Consider the following 18,280-nt stretch of genomic DNA (forward strand, 5'->3'; position numbering starts at 1 on the left):
TTATCAAGGGGTTTTAGCCTTTTCTCATACAACTATTTCAACGTCAACAAAGCCACCGACTCCACGTGCCCCGTATGCGGAAACATATCCACCGGCTGCACTTCCTTCACCTCATACCTCTCAGCCAGCACCTTCAAATCCCTCGCCAACGTAGAAGGATTACACGAAACATAAACCACTCTCTCCGGCTGCATCTCCAAAATCGTCGTCAACAACGCCTCATCACAGCCTTTGCGCGGCGGGTCAACGACAATCACATCCGCCCGTATGCCCTTCTCTTTCCAAGCAGGAATGACAACCTCCGCAGGCCCTGCCTCAAACGTCGCATTCTCCACGCCATTCAACTGCGCATTCCGATTCGCATCCGCAATCGCTTCCGGCACAATCTCCACACCGTATACATGCTTGGACTTCTGCGCCAAAAACAGCGAAATCGTCCCGATGCCGCAATACGCATCAATCACCGTCTCCGTCCCAGTCGCACCCGCATACTCCAACGTCTTGTTGTACAGCACCTCTGTCTGCGCAGGATTGACCTGATAAAACGAACGCGCCGAAATGGCAAATTTGATCGGACCGATATAATCGTAAATCACATCACTGCCCCAGAGCGTCACGGTCTTTTTGCCAAAAATGACATTGGTCTTGTCCCGGTTGATGTTCTGCACGATACTCGTCACGCCAGCTACCTGTGCACGAATCGCTTCCACCAACTGATCGCGCTGCGGAATCTGCTCCTCAGTCGTCACAAGCACAACCATGACTTCACCCGTCTTGACCCCTACCTTGACTACCACATGGCGGAGTAATCCGGTATTGCGTACCTCATCATATGCCGTGATATTCAGCTTGGTAGCCGCCTGCTTCACGGCTGCCACTGCTTCATCATTCGCCTGATGCTGGATGAGGCATTCGTTCATGTCGATGATCGAGTGGGATTTCTCCGCGTAAAAGCCGCCGACTAACGCCCCGTTTTCCTCGCCAATCGGTACTTGTGCTTTGTTGCGATAGCGCCATGGATCACTCATGCCAAGTGTCGGATGAACGGTAATCGCCCCTTCCCCCTCGACTTGGAAACCGCCAATGCGCCGCAGGTTGTCCCGCACGATTTGCTGCTTGTGACGCAGTTGTTCCTCGTATGCGAGATGCTGCAACGAACAGCCACCGCAACGGTCGTACAGCGGACAGGGCGGCTGGAATCGGTGGGTACTCGCTTCTACTACTTCTGTCAGCTTGGCAAAGCCGAAGTTTTTCTTCACATGGTCGACGCGCGCATGAACTCGCTCTCCTGCAAGCGCGCCATCTACGAACAGCGTATATCCTTCAATCCGACCGACTCCTGCTCCTTCGTGGTTCAGTCCGGTTATCTCCACTTCCACGGTTTGTCCGACACGTACAGGGACGTCCAGCTCCACTTTGGCTGTCGGGTGCGGACCGCGCCGCTTCTTTGTTGTCTTCGCCACTATCTATTGCTCCTTTTATCTTGCTCTATAGGTTTTCGTTTTCGCTCCTGGAAGCATGCAGGGATGCACAGCGAAAAGCGGCATCCCCACGGCTATTGCTATTCATTTTACTATCTTCTTACGGGACGAACAACTCGATATGCCCCGGCAATGCTTCCACCACGCAAGGCAACTGTCCGCCCAGCTCTCCGTCCAGATTGAGCTGAACCGTCTCTCCGCCCGGCGAAGTGGCTTTGATGTAATCTGCTTGGAAATACAGGATGTTCGGGTCCTTTAAGTGCTCGCCGCGAACTGCCTGTGTTGCCAAACGAATAAACTCCGCAATATTCATCTTCTTCACAACGATGACATCCAGCTTGCCGTCCGTTAGGTCTGCATCTGGGGCGAGCCTGTCGAAGCCGCCTACGGATCGGCTATTGGCGATGAGGAACACCATGATTTCTTCATCCAACAGCACCTCTTTGCGGCTCTCCAAACGAACACGGATCGGGTGCAGCGATGGCAGCTTCTCCAAACCTTTGACGTAATACGCCATTTGTCCGATTAGCGTTTTCAGCTTGCTCGGGACCTCGTAGGTCAAATTCGTCAGCGAGCCGCCACCCGCGATATTCATAAAATAGCGGTTGTTGATGCGCCCCAGGTCAATGCGTTTCTTCTTGCCCTTGGCGACAATCTCCGTTGCACGCGTGATCGATTTCGGTATACCGACCGCCCGGGCAAAATCATTACTTGTTCCGCAGGGGATTATTCCAAGAGATGGACGTGCTTTATGCTCTGCCATCCCATTGACTACTTCATATATGGTTCCATCTCCACCAGCGGCCAGGATGACGTCAAAACCGCGAGCTACTGCACGAGCAGCTTCTTCTGTCGCATCATCTTCCCCTCTGGTCGCATGGCATGAAGTTTCATATCCGGCCGACTCCATTAAATCGAGGATTTCCGGCAATCGCCGACGCACGATCTCCCGGCCGGAGCTTGGATTGTAGATTAATCTGGCTCGTTTCAAGGCAGATCCCTTCTTCCTTCCCTCGCTCAAGGGGGTACTCTCTTCCATCATATCCTGTATAGCCATTTTTGGGAATCGCTATGCTCCATATCGCGTGATAAGATAGAAAAAGATGGAAATCAAGGAGATAGGGGAGACGCTTGTGAAGAAGATCATCGTGGGAGTAGATGTGGGTGGCACTGCAATCAAGATGGCTTTGATTACGCCAGACGGCGAGCTGGTTACAAAAACGCAAGAACCGACGCCTGTTGCGGACGGCGAGGATGGGATTTTGCAAAAAATCGTAGACATGTCTCATGATCTTCTTGCGCAGCATGACTATTCTCTTTCACAAGTCTGCGGAATCGGTGTGGGAGTACCTGGCCCCGTCGATGGCGAGAAGGGAATCGTCTTCCAAGCGGTGAATCTTCACTGGCGCCAACCCGTTTTATTAAAAGAAAAATTGGAAGCCCTTACAGGTCTGCCAGTCGCGGTCGACAACGATGCCAATGTCGCAGCTCTCGGAGAAATGTGGCAAGGTGCAGGCCAAGGTGCACAAGACCTCGTTCTGATTACACTCGGCACCGGTGTAGGAGGAGGCGTCATTTTGAATGGAAAGGTCATCCATGGCATCAACGGTGTTGGAGGCGAAATCGGGCACATCACCATGACCCCGGATAGCGGTGCCCCCTGCAATTGCGGCAAAACAGGTTGCCTCGAAACATATACGTCTGCGACTGCTATCATTCGTGAAGGGCGATTTGCAGCTACAAATGGATCAAGCCCGGCGCTTGCCGCTGTACTAGCCGCCAAAGGAAACATTGCCGCCAAGGATGTCCTCGAAGCAGCCGTAGCAGGAGACGCAGCGGCTCTCGCGATTATCGATCAAGTGGCGCTCTATCTCGGTCTCGCTCTCTCTCATTTGGCGAATGTACTGAATCCCGCGAAGTTTATGATCGGTGGAGGCGTGGCTGCAGCCGGTGATTTCCTCTTTTCCCGAATTCGTGAATCATTCAAACGCTTTGTTCCATTCACCTACGTCGTCGAGTCCACAGAGATCGTTCCGGCCGAACTCGGCAATGATGCGGGTGTGTACGGTGCGGGCTGGTTAATCCGTTCACAGATGAACGAATCCTGATCAGGCCACATAAAAAAAGAAAATGGCGCTCCTGCACGTGAAGCCTCACAGCAAGAGCGTCTTTTTGGTATAGCTTTATGAAGAAGCCTGCCTGGGTACCACCTCTGGCTCCCCGCCTTTTCCCGAAACAATCAGCGCGGCACCGACGAGCACTGCACATCCTCCCAACAGTTGAAGCAAGCTAAAGGCTTCGCCAAACAACAACGCCGAAAACCCAAACGTGACAACAGGCTCCAGCGTGCTTAGCACAGACGCTTTGGTTGACCCGATCAGTTGCAAGCCGCGGAAGAAAAAACTGATGGCGACCACCGTAGAAAAAACCACGATCCCCAGCAGCGCCCACCACCCTTGTACCGCAAAAGACAGATCAACACCTCCGTCTTTTAGCGCAATGAAAAAAGTAGAAATGGTAGCAAACAGGGCGATGTACGCAGATGTTACATAGGACGAAACGCCTTTTACCACTCGATTCCCCACGACAATATAAACGGAGTAAAACAACGCCGCAGCAAGAGCCAACAATACGCCAACTGGCTGAATCCCGCCAAATGACAAGCCGAGCACCAGTCCAAGTCCGACGAGTGTAATCAGCATGGCGATGACAGTCTTTTTCGTCAACCGCTCCTTCTCGACGAAGTAGCTCAATATGGCAACAAACACCGGAAATGTGTACAGCAGCAAAGCCGCCATGGAGGTCGGGATGTACTGCACCGCCGAGAAAAAGCTAAGGGATTGCAGCGTGTACAAAATCCCGCCGAGACAAAACATCGCGAGCACCTGTCTTTTCTCCAAGCGAAGCGACTCCTTGCGCCAGAGCAACAAACCAAAAAACAGGGCAGTCGCCAATAAAAACCGCAAAAACAAGAGCGTCGAAACAGACACACCTGCATCGTAGGCGTACACAGCGAAAATAGACATGACACCAAAGCCAGCAGCCGATCCGAAAATATATAACACACCGACATACAGCGGATTCACAACATTTCACCAGCTTTCTCGAAATGACAGCGACCAAAGAAGCAACAAGGCAGGTTCATTTCCGTGTTCAGTGCTTTAACCCCGCTCCTTCTCTGCGGAATATGCGCGACGCGAGAAAAATAGTGAAAACCACATAGACAAGCAAGGAACCAATCCCCAAGAGCGCATGCATCGGGTCGACCTTGCCATAAAACACTTCCTTGGACAGTGCGACACCGTTGAACACAGGCATCACGTAGTAATGCGCAGGGATGTCGACCGGACTGACTGGCATCAGCATATACGACGGAACCATTGCCAAAAATAGGACAGCACTCATGTACGTCTGCCCCTCTTTAAAAGACTTGGCAATCGTACTCAAAACAAGCTCCAATCCTGCAAAAAGCGCCGCCAACAACAAAATCGTCACGATGAGCACCAACAAAGTGACAGGTGAGAAGAAGGCGAGTGTAAAATGATCTCCTTCCGTCCCCATTGGTCCCAGACGCATGGCCAGTGTGACAGAAATCAGCGACGCTACTGCCCCCATGGTACTCATCGTCATGACAGCTAACAGCTTTGCCGTGAGGATGTGCTGGGCTGCAATCGGCGCCGTCAACAGCGATTCGAGCGTTCCCCGCTCTTTCTCACCAGCGACGAGATCATTCGCTGCTGCCATTCCTGCGGATGCGAGTGAGACCACCAACATTAACGGAATGATGCCAGCCAGCATCCCTCCCGACTTCCTTTCCTCAGAGGCTGCATTTTGAAAGGTGGAGACAATCGGTTGAATCGTCTGCTCGGACAAGCCCGCTTGGTTCAACCTTTTCGCTACGACATCTTTGCTGTAAGCCTCTACTGTCTGCTCGATCAACGTACGGGCATAGACAGACTTTTGATTAGTCGAGTCATAGGCAACCGATAACTGTGCTGTCTTTCCCGCCGCGATCTCCTCATCGAAGCCAGCAGGAATTGTCAAAACAGCGCGTAGCTGACCTGCTTGCAGTGCTTGCTCTAGATTGGATGGTTCCAGGATTTGAACGGCAGGATTTTTTTGCAAAACCGTAATCAATGAGGATGATCCTTGAACAGCTAACGGGATGTACTCCCTCGCTTCTTTTTCCACATTGCTATAGGACGTTCCTAGCAAAAAGAAGACGAACGGAATGACGAGCAATGGCACTAGAAGCGTCCCCATCCACGCCTTGCGATCGCGAAACAAGTCCATCAGTTCTTTTTTCAATACGGTCCAAACGACATGCGAGCCCATCAGCCTTCGCTCCCCTCCACGACAGCCATGAAAATGTCGTCCAGATCCTCTGTCCCAAACTGCTCGCGTAAAGCATCCAATCCCCCCGCGAACCGCAGTTTACCGTTGTGAATGAGCGCAACCCTTTTGCACAGCTTGTTAATCTCGCCCATGTTGTGACTGGAGAACAGAATCGTCTTCCCCTCTTCTTGCAGCTTTCTGACCATTCTTCGAAAGATGGTAGCAGCCGTTACATCCAATCCTGTTGTCGGTTCATCCAACAAAATGACATCCGGATCGTGTACGAGCGTCCGGGCAATCGCTACCTTTTGCTTCATTCCCCGGGAAAAGGCCCCCACTCGCCTGTCGATAAAATCTTCCATCTCAAGCATCCGGCTCAGATTGTGAATCCTCTCTTCAAGCCTCGCTTGCTCTAATCCGTATAGGCGACCGAAGTACGCGATATTTTCCCTCGCTGTCAAACGGCTGTAAAGACCCACATCTCCCCCGAACAAGATGCCGATTCTGCGGCGCACTTCAAGCGGTTGCTGTCGAACGGAAAACCCACTAATCTCGATGTCTCCCTCAGTCGGGGTCAAAACCGTCGCCATCATGCGCATCGTCGTTGTCTTACCCGCACCGTTTTCGCCGAGAAGTCCATATACCTCGCCTGCCTCGACCCGAAACGATACATGCTGGACCGCTGCGATCTCCTTGAATCGCTTGCTAACATTCTTGACCTCAATCAACAGCAGCCCCTCCTCTCCCGTTTTTCTCTAGAATCGTACCTTCAGCAAGTACGACGCCCGCTTTTTTCCCGTAAACGTCACCTGTACGACACCCGTCCGCCCGCGCAAAACCCGGGGTATGGCGCCAGTGACATGAAATTCCCGCCGCTTCTCATCGACTCGCGCGACAGACACGGATCCTGGGGGCGAAAAGACCTTGTCGCCTTCCAGTGTGTAAAACGAAAGGGTGATTTCTCCCGCTTGCCCGTGGGCCTCTCCCGAAAAACGGATGATCTCCATCATTCCTGACACCGCTGACACTTCCGTGAGATCAAAAAGCGGGTGACGCAGGTTCGCAAGCGTCTGCCCTTCTTTCCAGTCCTGCAAAAACGCATCAAACTCCTGTACAGCTACCATCCACGCCGCCGAGGAAGTCATAGTCGCAGGGACATGCGAAGATATGGCACCAAACACAAGCGCAGAAGATGTCATCACCAGTGGCAGCCAAATAGAAAACATGCTAATTCCCTCCAATAATTGGTTGCCCTTAGCATGCCCTCACAAAAGTTACCCGTATGTGTCGTTGGCGAATCAGAATCTTTTGACTTTAAAAACGGTAACGCTCGTATCCTACAGCGGATAACGCTCTTTCCACTTAGTCAGGGAAAAGCCTTCAAACAGCGCGACGAAAGCCTCCGTATCGTTAATATAATGACGGGTTTCTTTTACCTCTGGATGCTTTTCTAGAAACAGCGTCGCTACCAAATGGCTGACAGGAACACCTTCTGCCTCTTGATCGTAAATGCCCCGCTCAGCGAGTACTTTGCCAAAATAACGTACATAGGTGACGGTTATGGTTTTTTCTTGACCGTTTTCTTGCCACGTAGCAATGGAACGATCAAATGTATCAGACGGTGATCCACCTTTTCCAGGTGCCACACTTTCTCCTGCAACAGAAACGAGCTTCATGTACTTCCATCCTCCTTTTTATTCCTGTACGTTCATTATAGGGGAGAGTGGAAATTGTTACAAATTGCTTTGTTGCCTGACGTACAGGCCCCCGACTATAGCCGAGCCGTTTTTTGACACACAACCACGATGGAGTAGCAATCGGGATTCAACGGTTTCTCTTCCCAGCCGTCAAAACAGTGAAGCAGCTTGAAACCGTTCAGCGCTAATGTTTTTTCGATTTCCTGCGGGTACGTATAGCGCAAATCGATTGTCGTTACCTTTTCTTCTTGCAGCTCCTCCTGCTGATAGAAACGGCGAATCGTCTTGTAATGCTGGATTTGATTGATCGGATCGTATTCCATTTTGTAAGAAACTTTCACATTCCGATTGTTTTGATCCACAAACGTATGGTCATGCTGCTCTTCCACTGGCTGTAATAATTCGACCACAGATGGAAAGGAACTCAGGAGCCCCATCGTTTTCAATGTCGTAGAGTAACGGGTCTTCATATTCTTCCAAACTCCATGGAACACGCATAAGCCGCTCCCCTTTCTATTCTCAAACTCCTTTCATTTTACATGGTCAGCGAACCTATTTCCATTTTCTGCATTCCCCTGCAACATTGGAAAAACCACTGCCTTTATTTGTCTGATACACTAAACAAAACGGTTAAAAAAACTCCGAAATTTTTTCGCATCCCGTGTCAGAAAATCCGTGAACCCCAAGTCTACACAGTACATCAACAAATCACGAGGAGTTTTTGCGATGGATCACTTGATAATCAGGCCCAAGACTCATGAGGAACACACCCAGATCAAAGACGAGACTCTGGTAGAACAGGCAAAAGCCGGAGATCAGGAGGCGTTTAGCGAGCTAGTCAGGCGTCATCGCTCCAAAGTATACGGCTATGCACGGTCGTACACACAAGAAGCCTTTCTTGCCGAAGACATCGTTCAGGATGCTCTTATTCGCGCCTTTTTGCACCTTGGAACGCTGGTGGACAGCCGCCGTTTCCTTCCCTGGCTGCATCGAATTGTGCGCAATCAGGCGTACACACGACTTTCGAAGGGTTCGCAAAAAAGGGAAACCGTTTTCTCAAGTCTGGGCAAACAAACGCAGGAGCAGGAACCGACTGACTGGGAGGACCTCGACAGTATTCTGCACAGGCTGGGACGGTCCTGGTCACACTCTGCGCAGAACACTAATCCCGAAGAGGTCATGGTGCGGCGTGAACTGTTTGAGACGATCAGGAGCCTGTTGCACTGCCTCAATCCTCGGGAGAGGCGCATTGTGGAATCTCACTTTTTTGATCATTTGGCCCCTCATGAGATCGCCCACATGTTCCAGATGTCCCAGGCGAATGTCTACCAAGTGCTATCGCGTTCTCGCAAAAAACTGATTCAGGAAAAAACTCGTGTCGTTGTTGATCAATACATGAAGACGAGAAAGGTTGCAGGGAGTATGAAACAAGCAGTATTGAATAAGCCAGAAGCATTCACGATGCCTACTTGGGTTACTTGCGCAGCGGCACTATACGGATTGGTAGAATCGACCGAACGAAAAATGTCTTTGCCGATGATACTTGGCCTGAGCGGCCACGCCTTTCGCTTGACGATCGTTCCTGGAAATATCCATATTGCAGGTCCGACGATGTTTCACTTTCAGCGCGTCTTGCAGCAGGGTTTGAAAAACATGGGCTTTGAATCTCGTGCCGTCACCTCGTATCATCTTTCCTGTGAACCAACCATTAATGCCAATCAAGTTGCTCCCTCGCTATTGAGCCCGGAGGCACGCGAAAAACGCCAGTTGTCTGTCCTCCTGCCAGAAGCATTGGAGCTGGTACACCGCTCCATCGACAAAGGGCATCCTGTGCTTGCTTGGGACCTGTTCATGCCAGAGTTCGGATTGATCTACGGCTATGATGATGAAAAAAGAGTGTTTTACGCAGGAGACAACTGCCGAAACGACAGTACCATTCCCTATGAAAGCTTGGGGCGGGGTATCCTCGAGGAGTTGTTTGTCCTTGCCATCGATCATGCGATTCCGATCGATCAACGCACGATGCTCGCAAATGCTCTCCAATCTGCACTCGTTCATTATCGTGGAGAAGAACCGCAGGACCCGAGCTGCGCCAATGGTCTAGCTGCCTATGCTGCTTGGCAGGAAGCCTATGAAAAGGGAACGGTAGAGCCGAATGGCAACGCGTATACGACCGTGATAAACGGAGATGCACGTCGCTACGCCTCTCTTTTCTGGAGCGAAGTCGTTGATACGTGGACAGATTCTGTGTTTGATGAGGTTCGTCCGCTGATGAAAGAAGCAGCTAGCTTGTACGGAGCGATTGCCGATGACTTTGACAAGCTAAGCAAGCTCTTCCCGTTCCCGGCTGGAGGCGAGCCGAACGATGCGGAGCAGGGTAAGCAGGCAATTGCGTTGTTGCAGGCGATTGAGCGAAATGAGCGCGAGGCTGTATCCGTCCTGGAACAAATTCAGGCGGGGCTTGAGAATAAAGCAGGAAAGTAAACCGAAAGAAGTAAGGCGATTTATGGTCGCCTTACTTCTTTTAGGTTATTGCTCCATTCAAACTTCCCGCTTACTGCATCTACGGTTGGCCAGCCCTTATAAGTATCAATTGTATAGACGAGCTGAAGATAAGGAGATTTTTTGCCATTGTAGGTTGGCCAGAAGTAGGACAGCTTGAGCGGAAGATTCTTTGCTGCCAAATCAGCAGCTTGCTGTGCAGTCACAGATGGTTTAAGTACTGGAAGTCCGCCTTCCTCGTTCGGTATAGTTGGAGAGAAATATACGACTTGGCCGCTCTTCATTTCGATCACGACCCAATAATTGTGATCGAGCACAGGCAGACCATTTTGGAGCCTATGAAACATGAATGAATAATTATCTGTATGTCTTTCCTTAACCTTATTTAATTCCATCATCCAGTCGGCCAACACTGCAGGTTTATATGGATCGAATATCTCTACTTGCCATTCATTAGCCGAATTCGAAGCATACGATTCAAGGACGGCAATCGCTTTTTTTAGTGCTTCTTCCCTCGTCAATGGAATAGATAGGTTTTCCTTTCGTGTCCAATCCATAGCATGGATAACCTGTCCAGTAGATTCGTCCACCTTAAGGAGAATATCCACCCCACCACGATCTGTCCAAGAATAAACGAAGTCTCCCCAACTATTCCTTGCATCATAGGGCATATTCGTGAACTTTTTATCTGTTCCAAACAAATTCGTAACAATTTTCTCTGCATCAGCCCGGTTTGAGACAATAAGTGAGTTCTCTTTTGGAGTGATCGTAATGTTCTTCACATTGACAGGATTTCGTTTTCCATCGTCTATGATCCCTAATCCGCTAGGCGCTTCAATCTGCTTTCCTGTTACAGCATCTATCAATGGTGAAGTTCTCCATGCATATTGTATACTCGGTTTGCCGCCGCTCCCTTCCTGAACATATCCGTAGTCGAAATGATCGGGGGTGAATAACTGCTCTGTGACGGCTTTTGGTGTCAATGCCGATTTTGGATCAGGAACCTTGGTATCTTCCAAATCAAGTGGATGAAAAGACAAACTTACAAGATGACCTTCGTAATCCGTAATCATGTATATGCCTGTCAGGATCCCTCTATCTACTTCCAAACCATTCAGCATAGCAGGATATTCTATGTACCGAAATCGGACTATCTCGGGACGCTTCTCCTCCATTTGCGATAATTTAGGAGTACCTGTTATTTTCCGTTTATCTGACCATTGTACGGCGAGAAAAAGTTTTTCTGCACGCTGCAATAAAACCTCGTCCGTTACTCTCCCTTTAGCATTCCAAATTTCCAGGGCTGCGTTATAGCTGAGCATTTCCCCGGTTTCCCTATCAAAAACGAGAGAGGCTCCAACGTACTCATCTTTTGGATGGCTCATGTACAAGACTACTTCATTACCCGTCCTCAGTTTAACGGTTCGCACTGTCAACGTTTTTAATTCGGGCTCCAGCTCTTCTAAAGCAGCCACGATTTGAGCGGCGCCTTCCGGGAGGTTGATTTCTTCTGGAGCTGGGGCTGCTGTGCTTTTCAGGAGGATTTCAGGGCTTGCAGCCAATGCCGGTCCACTTGTTCCAAAGAGTATCGTTGCTACTGTTAGAACAATTGATAAGCCTTTTATCAACATGTTGATCAAGCCTTTCTCTCTTCCTGTCTCGTATTTCTATACGGGCTACTATTCCTCGGACTCACTCCATTTGAACGATCCGTTTACAGCATCTACGGTTGGCCAACCTTTGCTGGTATCGAGTTTGTAGGCAAGAATAGGAGCATCATAATCACTGGATGTCGGCCAGATGTAAGTCAGCTTTACCGGTACCTGTTTGGCGAAAATTTCAGCAACCTGCTGGTCTGTTACGGATGGTTTGAGCACAGGATATTTGCGATCCTCTGTGGGAACTGAGGCTAGGAACTCTGCGACTTGTCCTTTCATTGGATCAATAACTACTCCATAGGAATACTCCATGACTGGTATACCGTTTTGTTTCTCAAAAAATAAAAAGCCATACTGCTCGATAGATTTCTTTTCTTCTGTCTCTTGCTTGTTATCCTTATTCGATAGAATCTTCATAGCCAGTGGATCTTCTGGTTTGATCTGTTCGTACATTTCCACTTGCCATTCGGATGTTTTAGCATAAGGCTCCAAGAAAGCAATCGCTTTTTGTAACGACTGTTCTTTGGTGAGCGGAGCAGGAAGGTCTGCGATATGTGTCCAATTCAGATAACCGCCAATCTCTCCTGTCATTTTGTCCTCCACTACCGAAGCGTAATTCACTTCAACATAGTTCGCCCAATAATGATTGAGTATGCCGTCCTGCTCTTCCTTTCGATAGGTCGAATACGTCTTCTTCGTATCAATTCCAAACAACCGCTCTAAAATTTGTGTATCCGTAGCATTTTTCTCAATGAATGGCTTTGTCTGAGGCTTCAAGGAAATATTTTTTAGATCGTCAGCATTTACCTTGCCTTCCCCGTTTTCTTCCCCCCATCCATCAACGATCTGCTTGCCTGTCAGTGCATCAAATACTGGAGATGTTCTTAGCTTATACGCTAATTCAGGCTTACCTTCACTGCCTTCCCACACATAACCATACTGGATCCGTTCAGGTGTAAAAATCTGCTTCTGGATCGCCTCTTTTGTGACAGCTTTTTTCGGGTCAGCAACCTGAACCCCCTTCAAATCGAGCGGTTCAAACGAGACTCCGATTAAATGACCGGCGGAATCCATGTCTACGTCTATGCCAAAACGCATTCCTTCTATTTCCAGACCATTTAACAGAATCGGATAATAGACATTTCGGAATTCAAACGGCTCTTCCTGATCTTCCACGAATGTTGACAATTGTGGGGCATCCGTCATGCTCCGTTTCTTCGATCCAAGCAACTCCTCAACGGCTTTATCGGCTTTTTGCAAAATGGCCTTATCTGTTGCTTTTTCTTTTTGATCCCAAATGATGGTGGCAGCCTCGAAACTAACCATTTCACCGCTATTGCGATCAAAAAGGATATACGCATCCTCGTGTATGTTGTCTGGATGGTTCATCGCCAGGACCACTTGATTTTCATCACTCTCGGAAATGAACACTTCCCGAACCGTCAAAGCTTTTAGGGCAGGCTCCAGCTTCTCCAATGCAGCGACAATCTCTACCGCACGAGCAGGCAGTTTGATTTGGTCTTCAGATGGAGTTCCTGCATTTTTCAAGATCATTTCCGGGCTTGCAGCAAATGCCTGGGAACCTGTTCCCAATAGCATCGTTGTTACTGCAAAAGCAGCCGTCGCACTTTTCCATTTTTGTGTCATGAACATTTCTCCTAATCAATTATGATAATAGCTACGCATTCTATCTTACTTTTTTTCCACTATTTAGCATAGATAACCGTACAAAAAAAAAGCACTTCCTCTACAGAGAAAGTGCTGTCGTATGTTTTGCCCTACAGGCTGTTCAATACTTCCTGAATCAACTTGTTGACCATTCCCGGGTTTGCCTTACCTTTGGTTTGCTTCATGACCTGTCCAACAAAGAAAGCAGCTGCTTTTTCGTTTCCGGCCTTGAAGTCTGCCACGGCTTGCGGGTTGGAATTGACCGCATCGACGACGACTTGACGAAGAGCGCCTTCATCGCTGATTTGGACGAGTCCTTTTTCTTCGACGACCTGCTTCGGCTCTTTGCCGGTCTCGACCATCTCTTTGAAGACGGTTTTGGCGATTTTGGAGGAAATGGTTCCGTCCCCGATCAGCTTGATCATCTCACCCAAGCCTTTTGGTGTCATTTTCACATCAGCAAACACCAGGTTGTTGGCGTTGAGGTGTGCCAACAGGTCAACCATCAGCCAGTTCGCTACTGACTTTGGCTCTGCTCCTGTTTTCACAGTCTCATCAAAGAAATCAGCCGTCTCCTTGGAGATCGTAATGACTCCAGCATCATCCTTTGACAAGCCAAACTCGTTCACATAGCGCGCCTGACGAGCGTCTGGCAGCTCTGGAATGGTTGCGCGAACCGCTTCAATCCACTCCTCGGAAATCTGCATGCGAACCAGGTCCGGGTCTGGGAAGTAACGATAGTCGTGCGCTTCCTCTTTGGAACGCATGGTCAAGGTCTTCTTGTTCGCTTCGTCCCAACGACGAGTTTCCTGAACGACCTTGCCACCGGAAGAAACAACCTCCGTCTGACGCTGTACCTCGTACTCCAAGCCCATTTGCACGTTGCGGAAGGAGTTCATGTTTTTCAGCTCAGCCTTGGTTCCGAATTCTTCTTGACCATACGGGCGGATGGAAACGTTAGCGTCGCAACGCAGGGAGCCTTGTTCCATGCGAACGTCAGATACTTCCGTGTACTGAATGATCGCTTTCAGCTTTTCCAGATACGCACGCGCTTCTTCCGGTGTGCGGATGTCTGGCTCAGAAACGATCTCCACGAGTGGTACCCCGACGCGGTTGAAGTCTACCAAAGACTCTCCGCCAAAATCGCTGTGCGTCAGCTTGCCTGCATCCTCTTCCAAATGCAGACGAGTGATCCCAATGCGCTTCGTCTCACCGTTTACTTCGATGTCGATCCATCCATTGTAGCCGATCGGCTGGTCAAACTGCGAAATTTGGTACGCTTTTGGCGAGTCTGGATAAAAGTAGTTTTTGCGGTCGAACTTGGTCTCGCGGGAAATCTCGCAGTTGAGGGCGAGTGCTGCTTTCATCGCGAATTCTACCGCTTGCTTGTTCGTTACAGGCAGTACACCTGGATGTCCCAAGCAGATTGGGCATGTATGTGTATTCGGCGGTGCACCAAATTCAGTCGGGCAGCCGCAAAAGATTTTACTGTTGGTCGATAGCTCGGCGTGAACCTCCAAGCCGATGACGGTTTCGTACTTGCTCATGCTCTTACCCCCTCACCCATTCCGGTTTGCGCCCGTAGAAGCCCGCTGTTTGCTCATACGCATGGGCTACACGCAATACGGTGGATTCGTCAAATGCACGACCTACGATCTGCAAGCCGATCGGCAGACCGTTTTTGGAGAATCCGCACGGCACGCTGATTGCTGGCAGACCAGCCAAGTTTACAGGAACGGTACAAATATCCTCCAGATACATTTTCACCGGATCATCTACGTTTTCGCCTACTTTGAAAGCCGTAGAAGGCGTGGTTGGGTGCAGGATGACATCGTAGTCAGCAAAAATGTTGTTGAAGTCCTGAATGATCAAGGTGCGTACTTGCTGCGCCTTTTTGTAGTAAGCATCGTAATAGCCAGACGAGAGCGCGTAGGTTCCGAGCATGATGCGGCGCTTCACTTCTGGGCCAAAGCCTTGGCTGCGAGATTCCTTGTACAGCTCAATCAGGTTTGCCGCATTGTCTGCACGCACACCATAACGTACGCCGTCAAAACGAGCCAGGTTGGACGAAGCTTCAGACGAAGACAAGAGGTAGTAAGCTGGCACTGCGTATTCTGTATGCGGCATGGAAACCTCGCTCCATGTAGCACCCATGCTCTCCAACTGCTTCAATGCTGCCAGAACAGCATCGCGAACCTCAGGGTCAATCCCTTCTCCGATCAACTCTTTCGGTACCCCGATACGCAGTCCTTTTACATCTCCAGTTAATGCGGACAAGTAATCCGGTACGTCCACATTGGCAGAGGTAGAGTCGTATTCATCATGTCCCGCAATTGCTTGCAGCACATAGGCGGAATCCTCTACGTTTTTCGTCACCGGCCCGATTTGATCCAGCGAGGACGCGAACGCAACCAGACCGAAACGGGATACACGTCCATACGTAGGCTTCAAGCCGACAACGCCACAAAAAGCAGCAGGCTGACGGATGGAGCCACCTGTATCAGAGCCTAGAGTGAAATAAAAATGACGCGCAGCCATTGCCGCCGCTGAGCCACCGGAGGAGCCTCCCGGAACGTAGTCGGTGTTCCACGGGTTTTTCGCTGGGAAAAAGCCGGAATTTTCGTTGGAGCCGCCCATCGCAAACTCGTCCATGTTCAGCTTCGCAACGATGACCGCATCGGCATCCTTCACCTTTTTGGAAACAGTTCCGTCATGGACAGGATCGTAGTTCGCCAAAAATTTGCTCGCGCAAGTCGTGCGAACATCTTTTGTAACCAGGTTGTCCTTCAGTCCGGCAGGCAAGCCGTAGAGAAGACCCAGCTCCTCATTTCCCTTGACCAGACGCTCGTCCAATTGACGGGCATGAGCCAAGGCTCCCTCTTCATCTACATGCAGGACGGATTTGATTTCTCCGTCATGCTCCTTGATGCTAGCGATGGAAGCCTGCACCAGATCCGTTACCGAAATCTCTTTTGCGCGCAGGGCGCTATGTATCTCAGACAATCGCTTGTCAAACAGCGACACAGTGGGTTCCTCCCTTCTCGTTATCCAGTAAGTAGGTTATTCGAATACAGCCGGTACTTTAAACTGTCCGTCTTCGTGATCTGGTGCGTTTTTCAGCACGTCTTCACGCGGCAGGGACGGTCTGTTTACGTCTTCGCGCATGACGTTTTTCACATCTGTCGCATGGCTGGTTGGCTCAATATTGGATGTATCGAGCTCATTCAGCTTGGCTGCAAAATCAAGAATCGCATTCAGGTCTTTTGTGTACCGCTCCGCTTCTTCCTCAGTGAGCTGCAAACGGGCCAAATTAGCTACGTGTTCTACTTCTTTGCGAGTAATGGCACTCATTCTTTCCACCTCCGAATCGTATCACATAACTTTGATCTTACTTGAAAAGAGCAGGTTCAGTCAATTTTCACAGGGATTTCGCCAGGGAAAACAAATAATGTTCTCGACCAAAAAAAGTTGATCGATTATTAGACAATTAAAAACTTCGTCCGGCTGTTGTGGTGGGGAGGAAACAGGAGAAAACGCTCAGCTTCTAGGTACACCCGCTGTGGGATTGACTGCCCGTCTCCATGAAAAAAAGCGAAACCCGCGTCCAAAGTCGTCCATTCAGGGGGTATCTCAGAGGTGGACGCTAAGGGCTTGTTTCTCTTTTTTTCATTGCGCCTCGGTCGGTGTCCCTAAGATCTTCGCTTATTTCTCCTGTTTCCTCTACGAGCTTTCCGTGTTATTCGATGTTTTAATGCTTTATAAAGATGAAAGAATGTGAGCAGTTACGCTAGAGAAGAATATTTCCAGACGTAGCGACTTGTGGAGTCCTACCGAGCGGAGAAGGGATTTGCGGGAAAAAGAAACGCAACGTGCACCCGCGACGAAGCGGCTACCACTTTTGCGTTTCCCCGCAAGTCCCTTCGGAGCGGGCAGTCTAACCCACAGCAGGACGGAGCCTGGAGCCTAGACTGGAAATATTCTTCTCCCCACCACAGTCGCATCTTCAACTACTAAGAAAAAACAAGTCCAAGGCATTTGCCCTGGACTGTAATCTCTTCTGTCGTTTGTTATTCTGGCTTCTTTTTCGCGAGCGCCTGCCCCATCAAGAGAGACTTGCCTTTTTCAATGCCTGTTGCCCATTCGAGCTCGTTGGACTCCAACAGCAAAATGACGGTTGATCCAAATTCGAACCAACCCAGCTCCGCCCCTTTTTCATAACGAGGTGTCCCAGCAATCTTCTCGTGGGTTTGGCGACCGTGCTTGATATTCGTGGTAGCTGTGTTGTAGCAAACCTTCACACTGCCTACAAACAAGGCTCCTACTTTGACCAAAGCCATGTCGCCCAGGCTATCTGTTTTGATGTGAGTTACCAAACGTTCATTGCGGGCAAACAAACGGTCTACGTTTTCAATCCCGAGTTGGTTGACTGGATAGAGTCTGCCAGGCAAATAGCAGTAACAGCTCAAATCGCCCGTTACTGGCATATGAATCCGGTGGTAGTCCCTTGGACTCAAATAAATGGTGATAAATTTACCACCATAGTAACGCTTGGCCTCTTCCTCCGAACCGCCCAACAGCTCAATCACATTGAACTCTTTTCCCTTTGCTTGAATCAAGGTACCTTCGCAAATATCTCCCAACTGCGAAACGGTTCCATCTACCGGGCTGACGATGGTATCTGGGCCAGGTGCAATCGGTCTCGCTGCGGGCTTCAGGCGCCGGGAAAAAAACTCCTTCAGCGTGCGGTATTCCGAAGCTGGCTTTTCTATGATGGACGTATCAATTTGATAGTGCTTTATGTATCGTTGAATGGCTAATCGACTAAAGGGAGTAGCGGTAATTTTGCCCATCGTCCGTGACATCGCGTTTTGTGGCAAGCGATGAATGAGACCTGGGAGCAGCTTTTTGCCCATAAGAAATGCTCCTTCGTAAAACAACA

The 18,280-nt window shown here is 49.7% G+C and carries 16 protein-coding genes; 2 read left to right on the top strand and 14 right to left on the bottom strand.

Translation table 11 applies throughout. The features are described 5' to 3' along the window. Nucleotides 1–32 precede the first annotated feature (32 nt). Together rlmD and ASG16_RS09440 are read right to left on the bottom strand one after the other, a co-directional pair. Complete coding sequence (gene rlmD, locus ASG16_RS09435) at nt 33–1,463, bottom strand: 23S rRNA (uracil(1939)-C(5))-methyltransferase RlmD (protein ID WP_056494922.1); 1,431 nt, start codon at nt 1,461–1,463, stop codon at nt 33–35. A gap of 118 nt (nt 1,464–1,581) precedes the next feature. After that, the gene (locus ASG16_RS09440; protein ID WP_056494920.1) at nt 1,582–2,472 is read right to left on the bottom strand and encodes a diacylglycerol kinase; all 891 of its coding nucleotides are present in this window, start codon (nt 2,470–2,472) and stop codon (nt 1,582–1,584) included. Between the two features lie 112 nt (nt 2,473–2,584). Between ASG16_RS09440 and ASG16_RS09445 the strand changes: the two genes are divergently transcribed. Next, a complete protein-coding gene (locus tag ASG16_RS09445; RefSeq protein ID WP_198674207.1) occupies nt 2,585–3,589 on the top strand; it encodes an ROK family glucokinase in 1,005 nt (334 codons plus the stop codon). A 75-nt stretch (nt 3,590–3,664) separates the two neighbouring features. On the opposite strand, the gene ASG16_RS09450 is transcribed toward ASG16_RS09445, so the two are convergent. The 6 genes from ASG16_RS09450 to ASG16_RS09475 all read right to left on the bottom strand — a co-directional run bounded on the left by ASG16_RS09450 (nt 3,665) and on the right by ASG16_RS09475 (nt 7,983). Further along, nucleotides 3,665–4,567 (bottom strand): DMT family transporter, encoded by a 903-nt coding sequence (locus ASG16_RS09450; RefSeq protein WP_056494917.1) that lies wholly within the window; start codon nt 4,565–4,567, stop codon nt 3,665–3,667. Nucleotides 4,568–4,634: 67 nt separating this feature from the next. Beyond that, nucleotides 4,635–5,816: an ABC transporter permease gene (locus tag ASG16_RS09455; RefSeq protein WP_056494914.1), complete on the bottom strand. Its 1,182-nt coding sequence runs from the start codon at nt 5,814–5,816 to the stop codon at nt 4,635–4,637. Continuing rightward, a complete protein-coding gene (locus ASG16_RS09460; protein ID WP_056494911.1) occupies nt 5,816–6,544 on the bottom strand; it encodes an ABC transporter ATP-binding protein in 729 nt (242 codons plus the stop codon). Before ASG16_RS09460 ends, ASG16_RS09455 begins: the two co-directional genes overlap by 1 nt. A gap of 27 nt (nt 6,545–6,571) precedes the next feature. Continuing rightward, nucleotides 6,572–7,042 (bottom strand): hypothetical protein, encoded by a 471-nt coding sequence (locus ASG16_RS09465; protein WP_056494908.1) that lies wholly within the window; start codon nt 7,040–7,042, stop codon nt 6,572–6,574. A 111-nt stretch (nt 7,043–7,153) separates the two neighbouring features. Then, a complete protein-coding gene (locus ASG16_RS09470) occupies nt 7,154–7,492 on the bottom strand; it encodes a hypothetical protein (RefSeq protein WP_056494906.1) in 339 nt (112 codons plus the stop codon). A 95-nt stretch (nt 7,493–7,587) separates the two neighbouring features. After that, a complete protein-coding gene (locus ASG16_RS09475) occupies nt 7,588–7,983 on the bottom strand; it encodes a hypothetical protein (RefSeq protein ID WP_056494903.1) in 396 nt (131 codons plus the stop codon). Between the two features lie 256 nt (nt 7,984–8,239). On the opposite strand from ASG16_RS09475, the gene ASG16_RS09480 reads away from it, so the two are divergent. After that, entirely contained in the window at nt 8,240–9,997 is a 1,758-nt protein-coding gene (locus ASG16_RS09480; RefSeq protein WP_056494901.1) for an RNA polymerase sigma factor, read from the top strand. A 20-nt stretch (nt 9,998–10,017) separates the two neighbouring features. Here the strand turns inward: ASG16_RS09480 and ASG16_RS09485 are convergent, their stop codons facing one another. The 6 genes from ASG16_RS09485 to asd all read right to left on the bottom strand — a co-directional run bounded on the left by ASG16_RS09485 (nt 10,018) and on the right by asd (nt 18,254). Then, the gene (locus tag ASG16_RS09485) at nt 10,018–11,646 is read right to left on the bottom strand and encodes a YcdB/YcdC domain-containing protein (RefSeq protein WP_056495090.1); all 1,629 of its coding nucleotides are present in this window, start codon (nt 11,644–11,646) and stop codon (nt 10,018–10,020) included. Between the two features lie 48 nt (nt 11,647–11,694). Beyond that, entirely contained in the window at nt 11,695–13,320 is a 1,626-nt protein-coding gene (locus tag ASG16_RS09490; RefSeq protein ID WP_056494897.1) for a hypothetical protein, read from the bottom strand. A 131-nt stretch (nt 13,321–13,451) separates the two neighbouring features. After that, a complete protein-coding gene (gene gatB / locus ASG16_RS09495) occupies nt 13,452–14,888 on the bottom strand; it encodes an Asp-tRNA(Asn)/Glu-tRNA(Gln) amidotransferase subunit GatB (protein ID WP_056494894.1) in 1,437 nt (478 codons plus the stop codon). 4 nt (nt 14,889–14,892) lie between these two features. Beyond that, nucleotides 14,893–16,365 carry an Asp-tRNA(Asn)/Glu-tRNA(Gln) amidotransferase subunit GatA gene (gatA, locus tag ASG16_RS09500; RefSeq protein WP_048031142.1) on the bottom strand — a complete coding sequence of 491 codons (1,473 nt, stop codon included), beginning with the start codon at nt 16,363–16,365 and terminating at the stop codon, nt 14,893–14,895. A 36-nt stretch (nt 16,366–16,401) separates the two neighbouring features. Beyond that, on the bottom strand, nt 16,402–16,692 hold the full coding sequence (gatC, locus tag ASG16_RS09505) for an Asp-tRNA(Asn)/Glu-tRNA(Gln) amidotransferase subunit GatC (RefSeq protein WP_007717539.1): 291 nt from the start codon (nt 16,690–16,692) through the stop codon (nt 16,402–16,404). 716 nt (nt 16,693–17,408) lie between these two features. Beyond that, a complete protein-coding gene (gene asd / locus ASG16_RS09510) occupies nt 17,409–18,254 on the bottom strand; it encodes an archaetidylserine decarboxylase (RefSeq protein ID WP_048031141.1) in 846 nt (281 codons plus the stop codon). Nucleotides 18,255–18,280 lie beyond the last annotated feature (26 nt).

Source organism: Brevibacillus sp. Leaf182 (assembly GCF_001423865.2).
GTDB classification, from domain to species: Bacteria; Bacillota; Bacilli; order Brevibacillales; family Brevibacillaceae; genus Brevibacillus; species Brevibacillus brevis_C.

Coding starts and splice junctions, on each gene's coding strand:
- asd (WP_048031141.1), bottom strand. CDS start 18,254: ATGGGCAAAAAGCTGCTCCCAGGTCTCATTCATCGCTTGCCACAAAAC.
- ASG16_RS09485 (WP_056495090.1), bottom strand. CDS start 11,646: ATGTTGATAAAAGGCTTATCAATTGTTCTAACAGTAGCAACGATACTC.
- ASG16_RS09445 (WP_198674207.1), top strand. CDS start 2,585: ATGGAAATCAAGGAGATAGGGGAGACGCTTGTGAAGAAGATCATCGTG.
- gatC (WP_007717539.1), bottom strand. CDS start 16,692: ATGAGTGCCATTACTCGCAAAGAAGTAGAACACGTAGCTAATTTGGCC.
- ASG16_RS09475 (WP_056494903.1), bottom strand. CDS start 7,983: ATGAAGACCCGTTACTCTACGACATTGAAAACGATGGGGCTCCTGAGT.
- ASG16_RS09470 (WP_056494906.1), bottom strand. CDS start 7,492: ATGAAGCTCGTTTCTGTTGCAGGAGAAAGTGTGGCACCTGGAAAAGGT.
- ASG16_RS09465 (WP_056494908.1), bottom strand. CDS start 7,042: ATGTTTTCTATTTGGCTGCCACTGGTGATGACATCTTCTGCGCTTGTG.
- gatB (WP_056494894.1), bottom strand. CDS start 14,888: ATGAGCAAGTACGAAACCGTCATCGGCTTGGAGGTTCACGCCGAGCTA.
- ASG16_RS09455 (WP_056494914.1), bottom strand. CDS start 5,816: ATGGGCTCGCATGTCGTTTGGACCGTATTGAAAAAAGAACTGATGGAC.
- ASG16_RS09490 (WP_056494897.1), bottom strand. CDS start 13,320: ATGACACAAAAATGGAAAAGTGCGACGGCTGCTTTTGCAGTAACAACG.
- ASG16_RS09480 (WP_056494901.1), top strand. CDS start 8,240: ATGGATCACTTGATAATCAGGCCCAAGACTCATGAGGAACACACCCAG.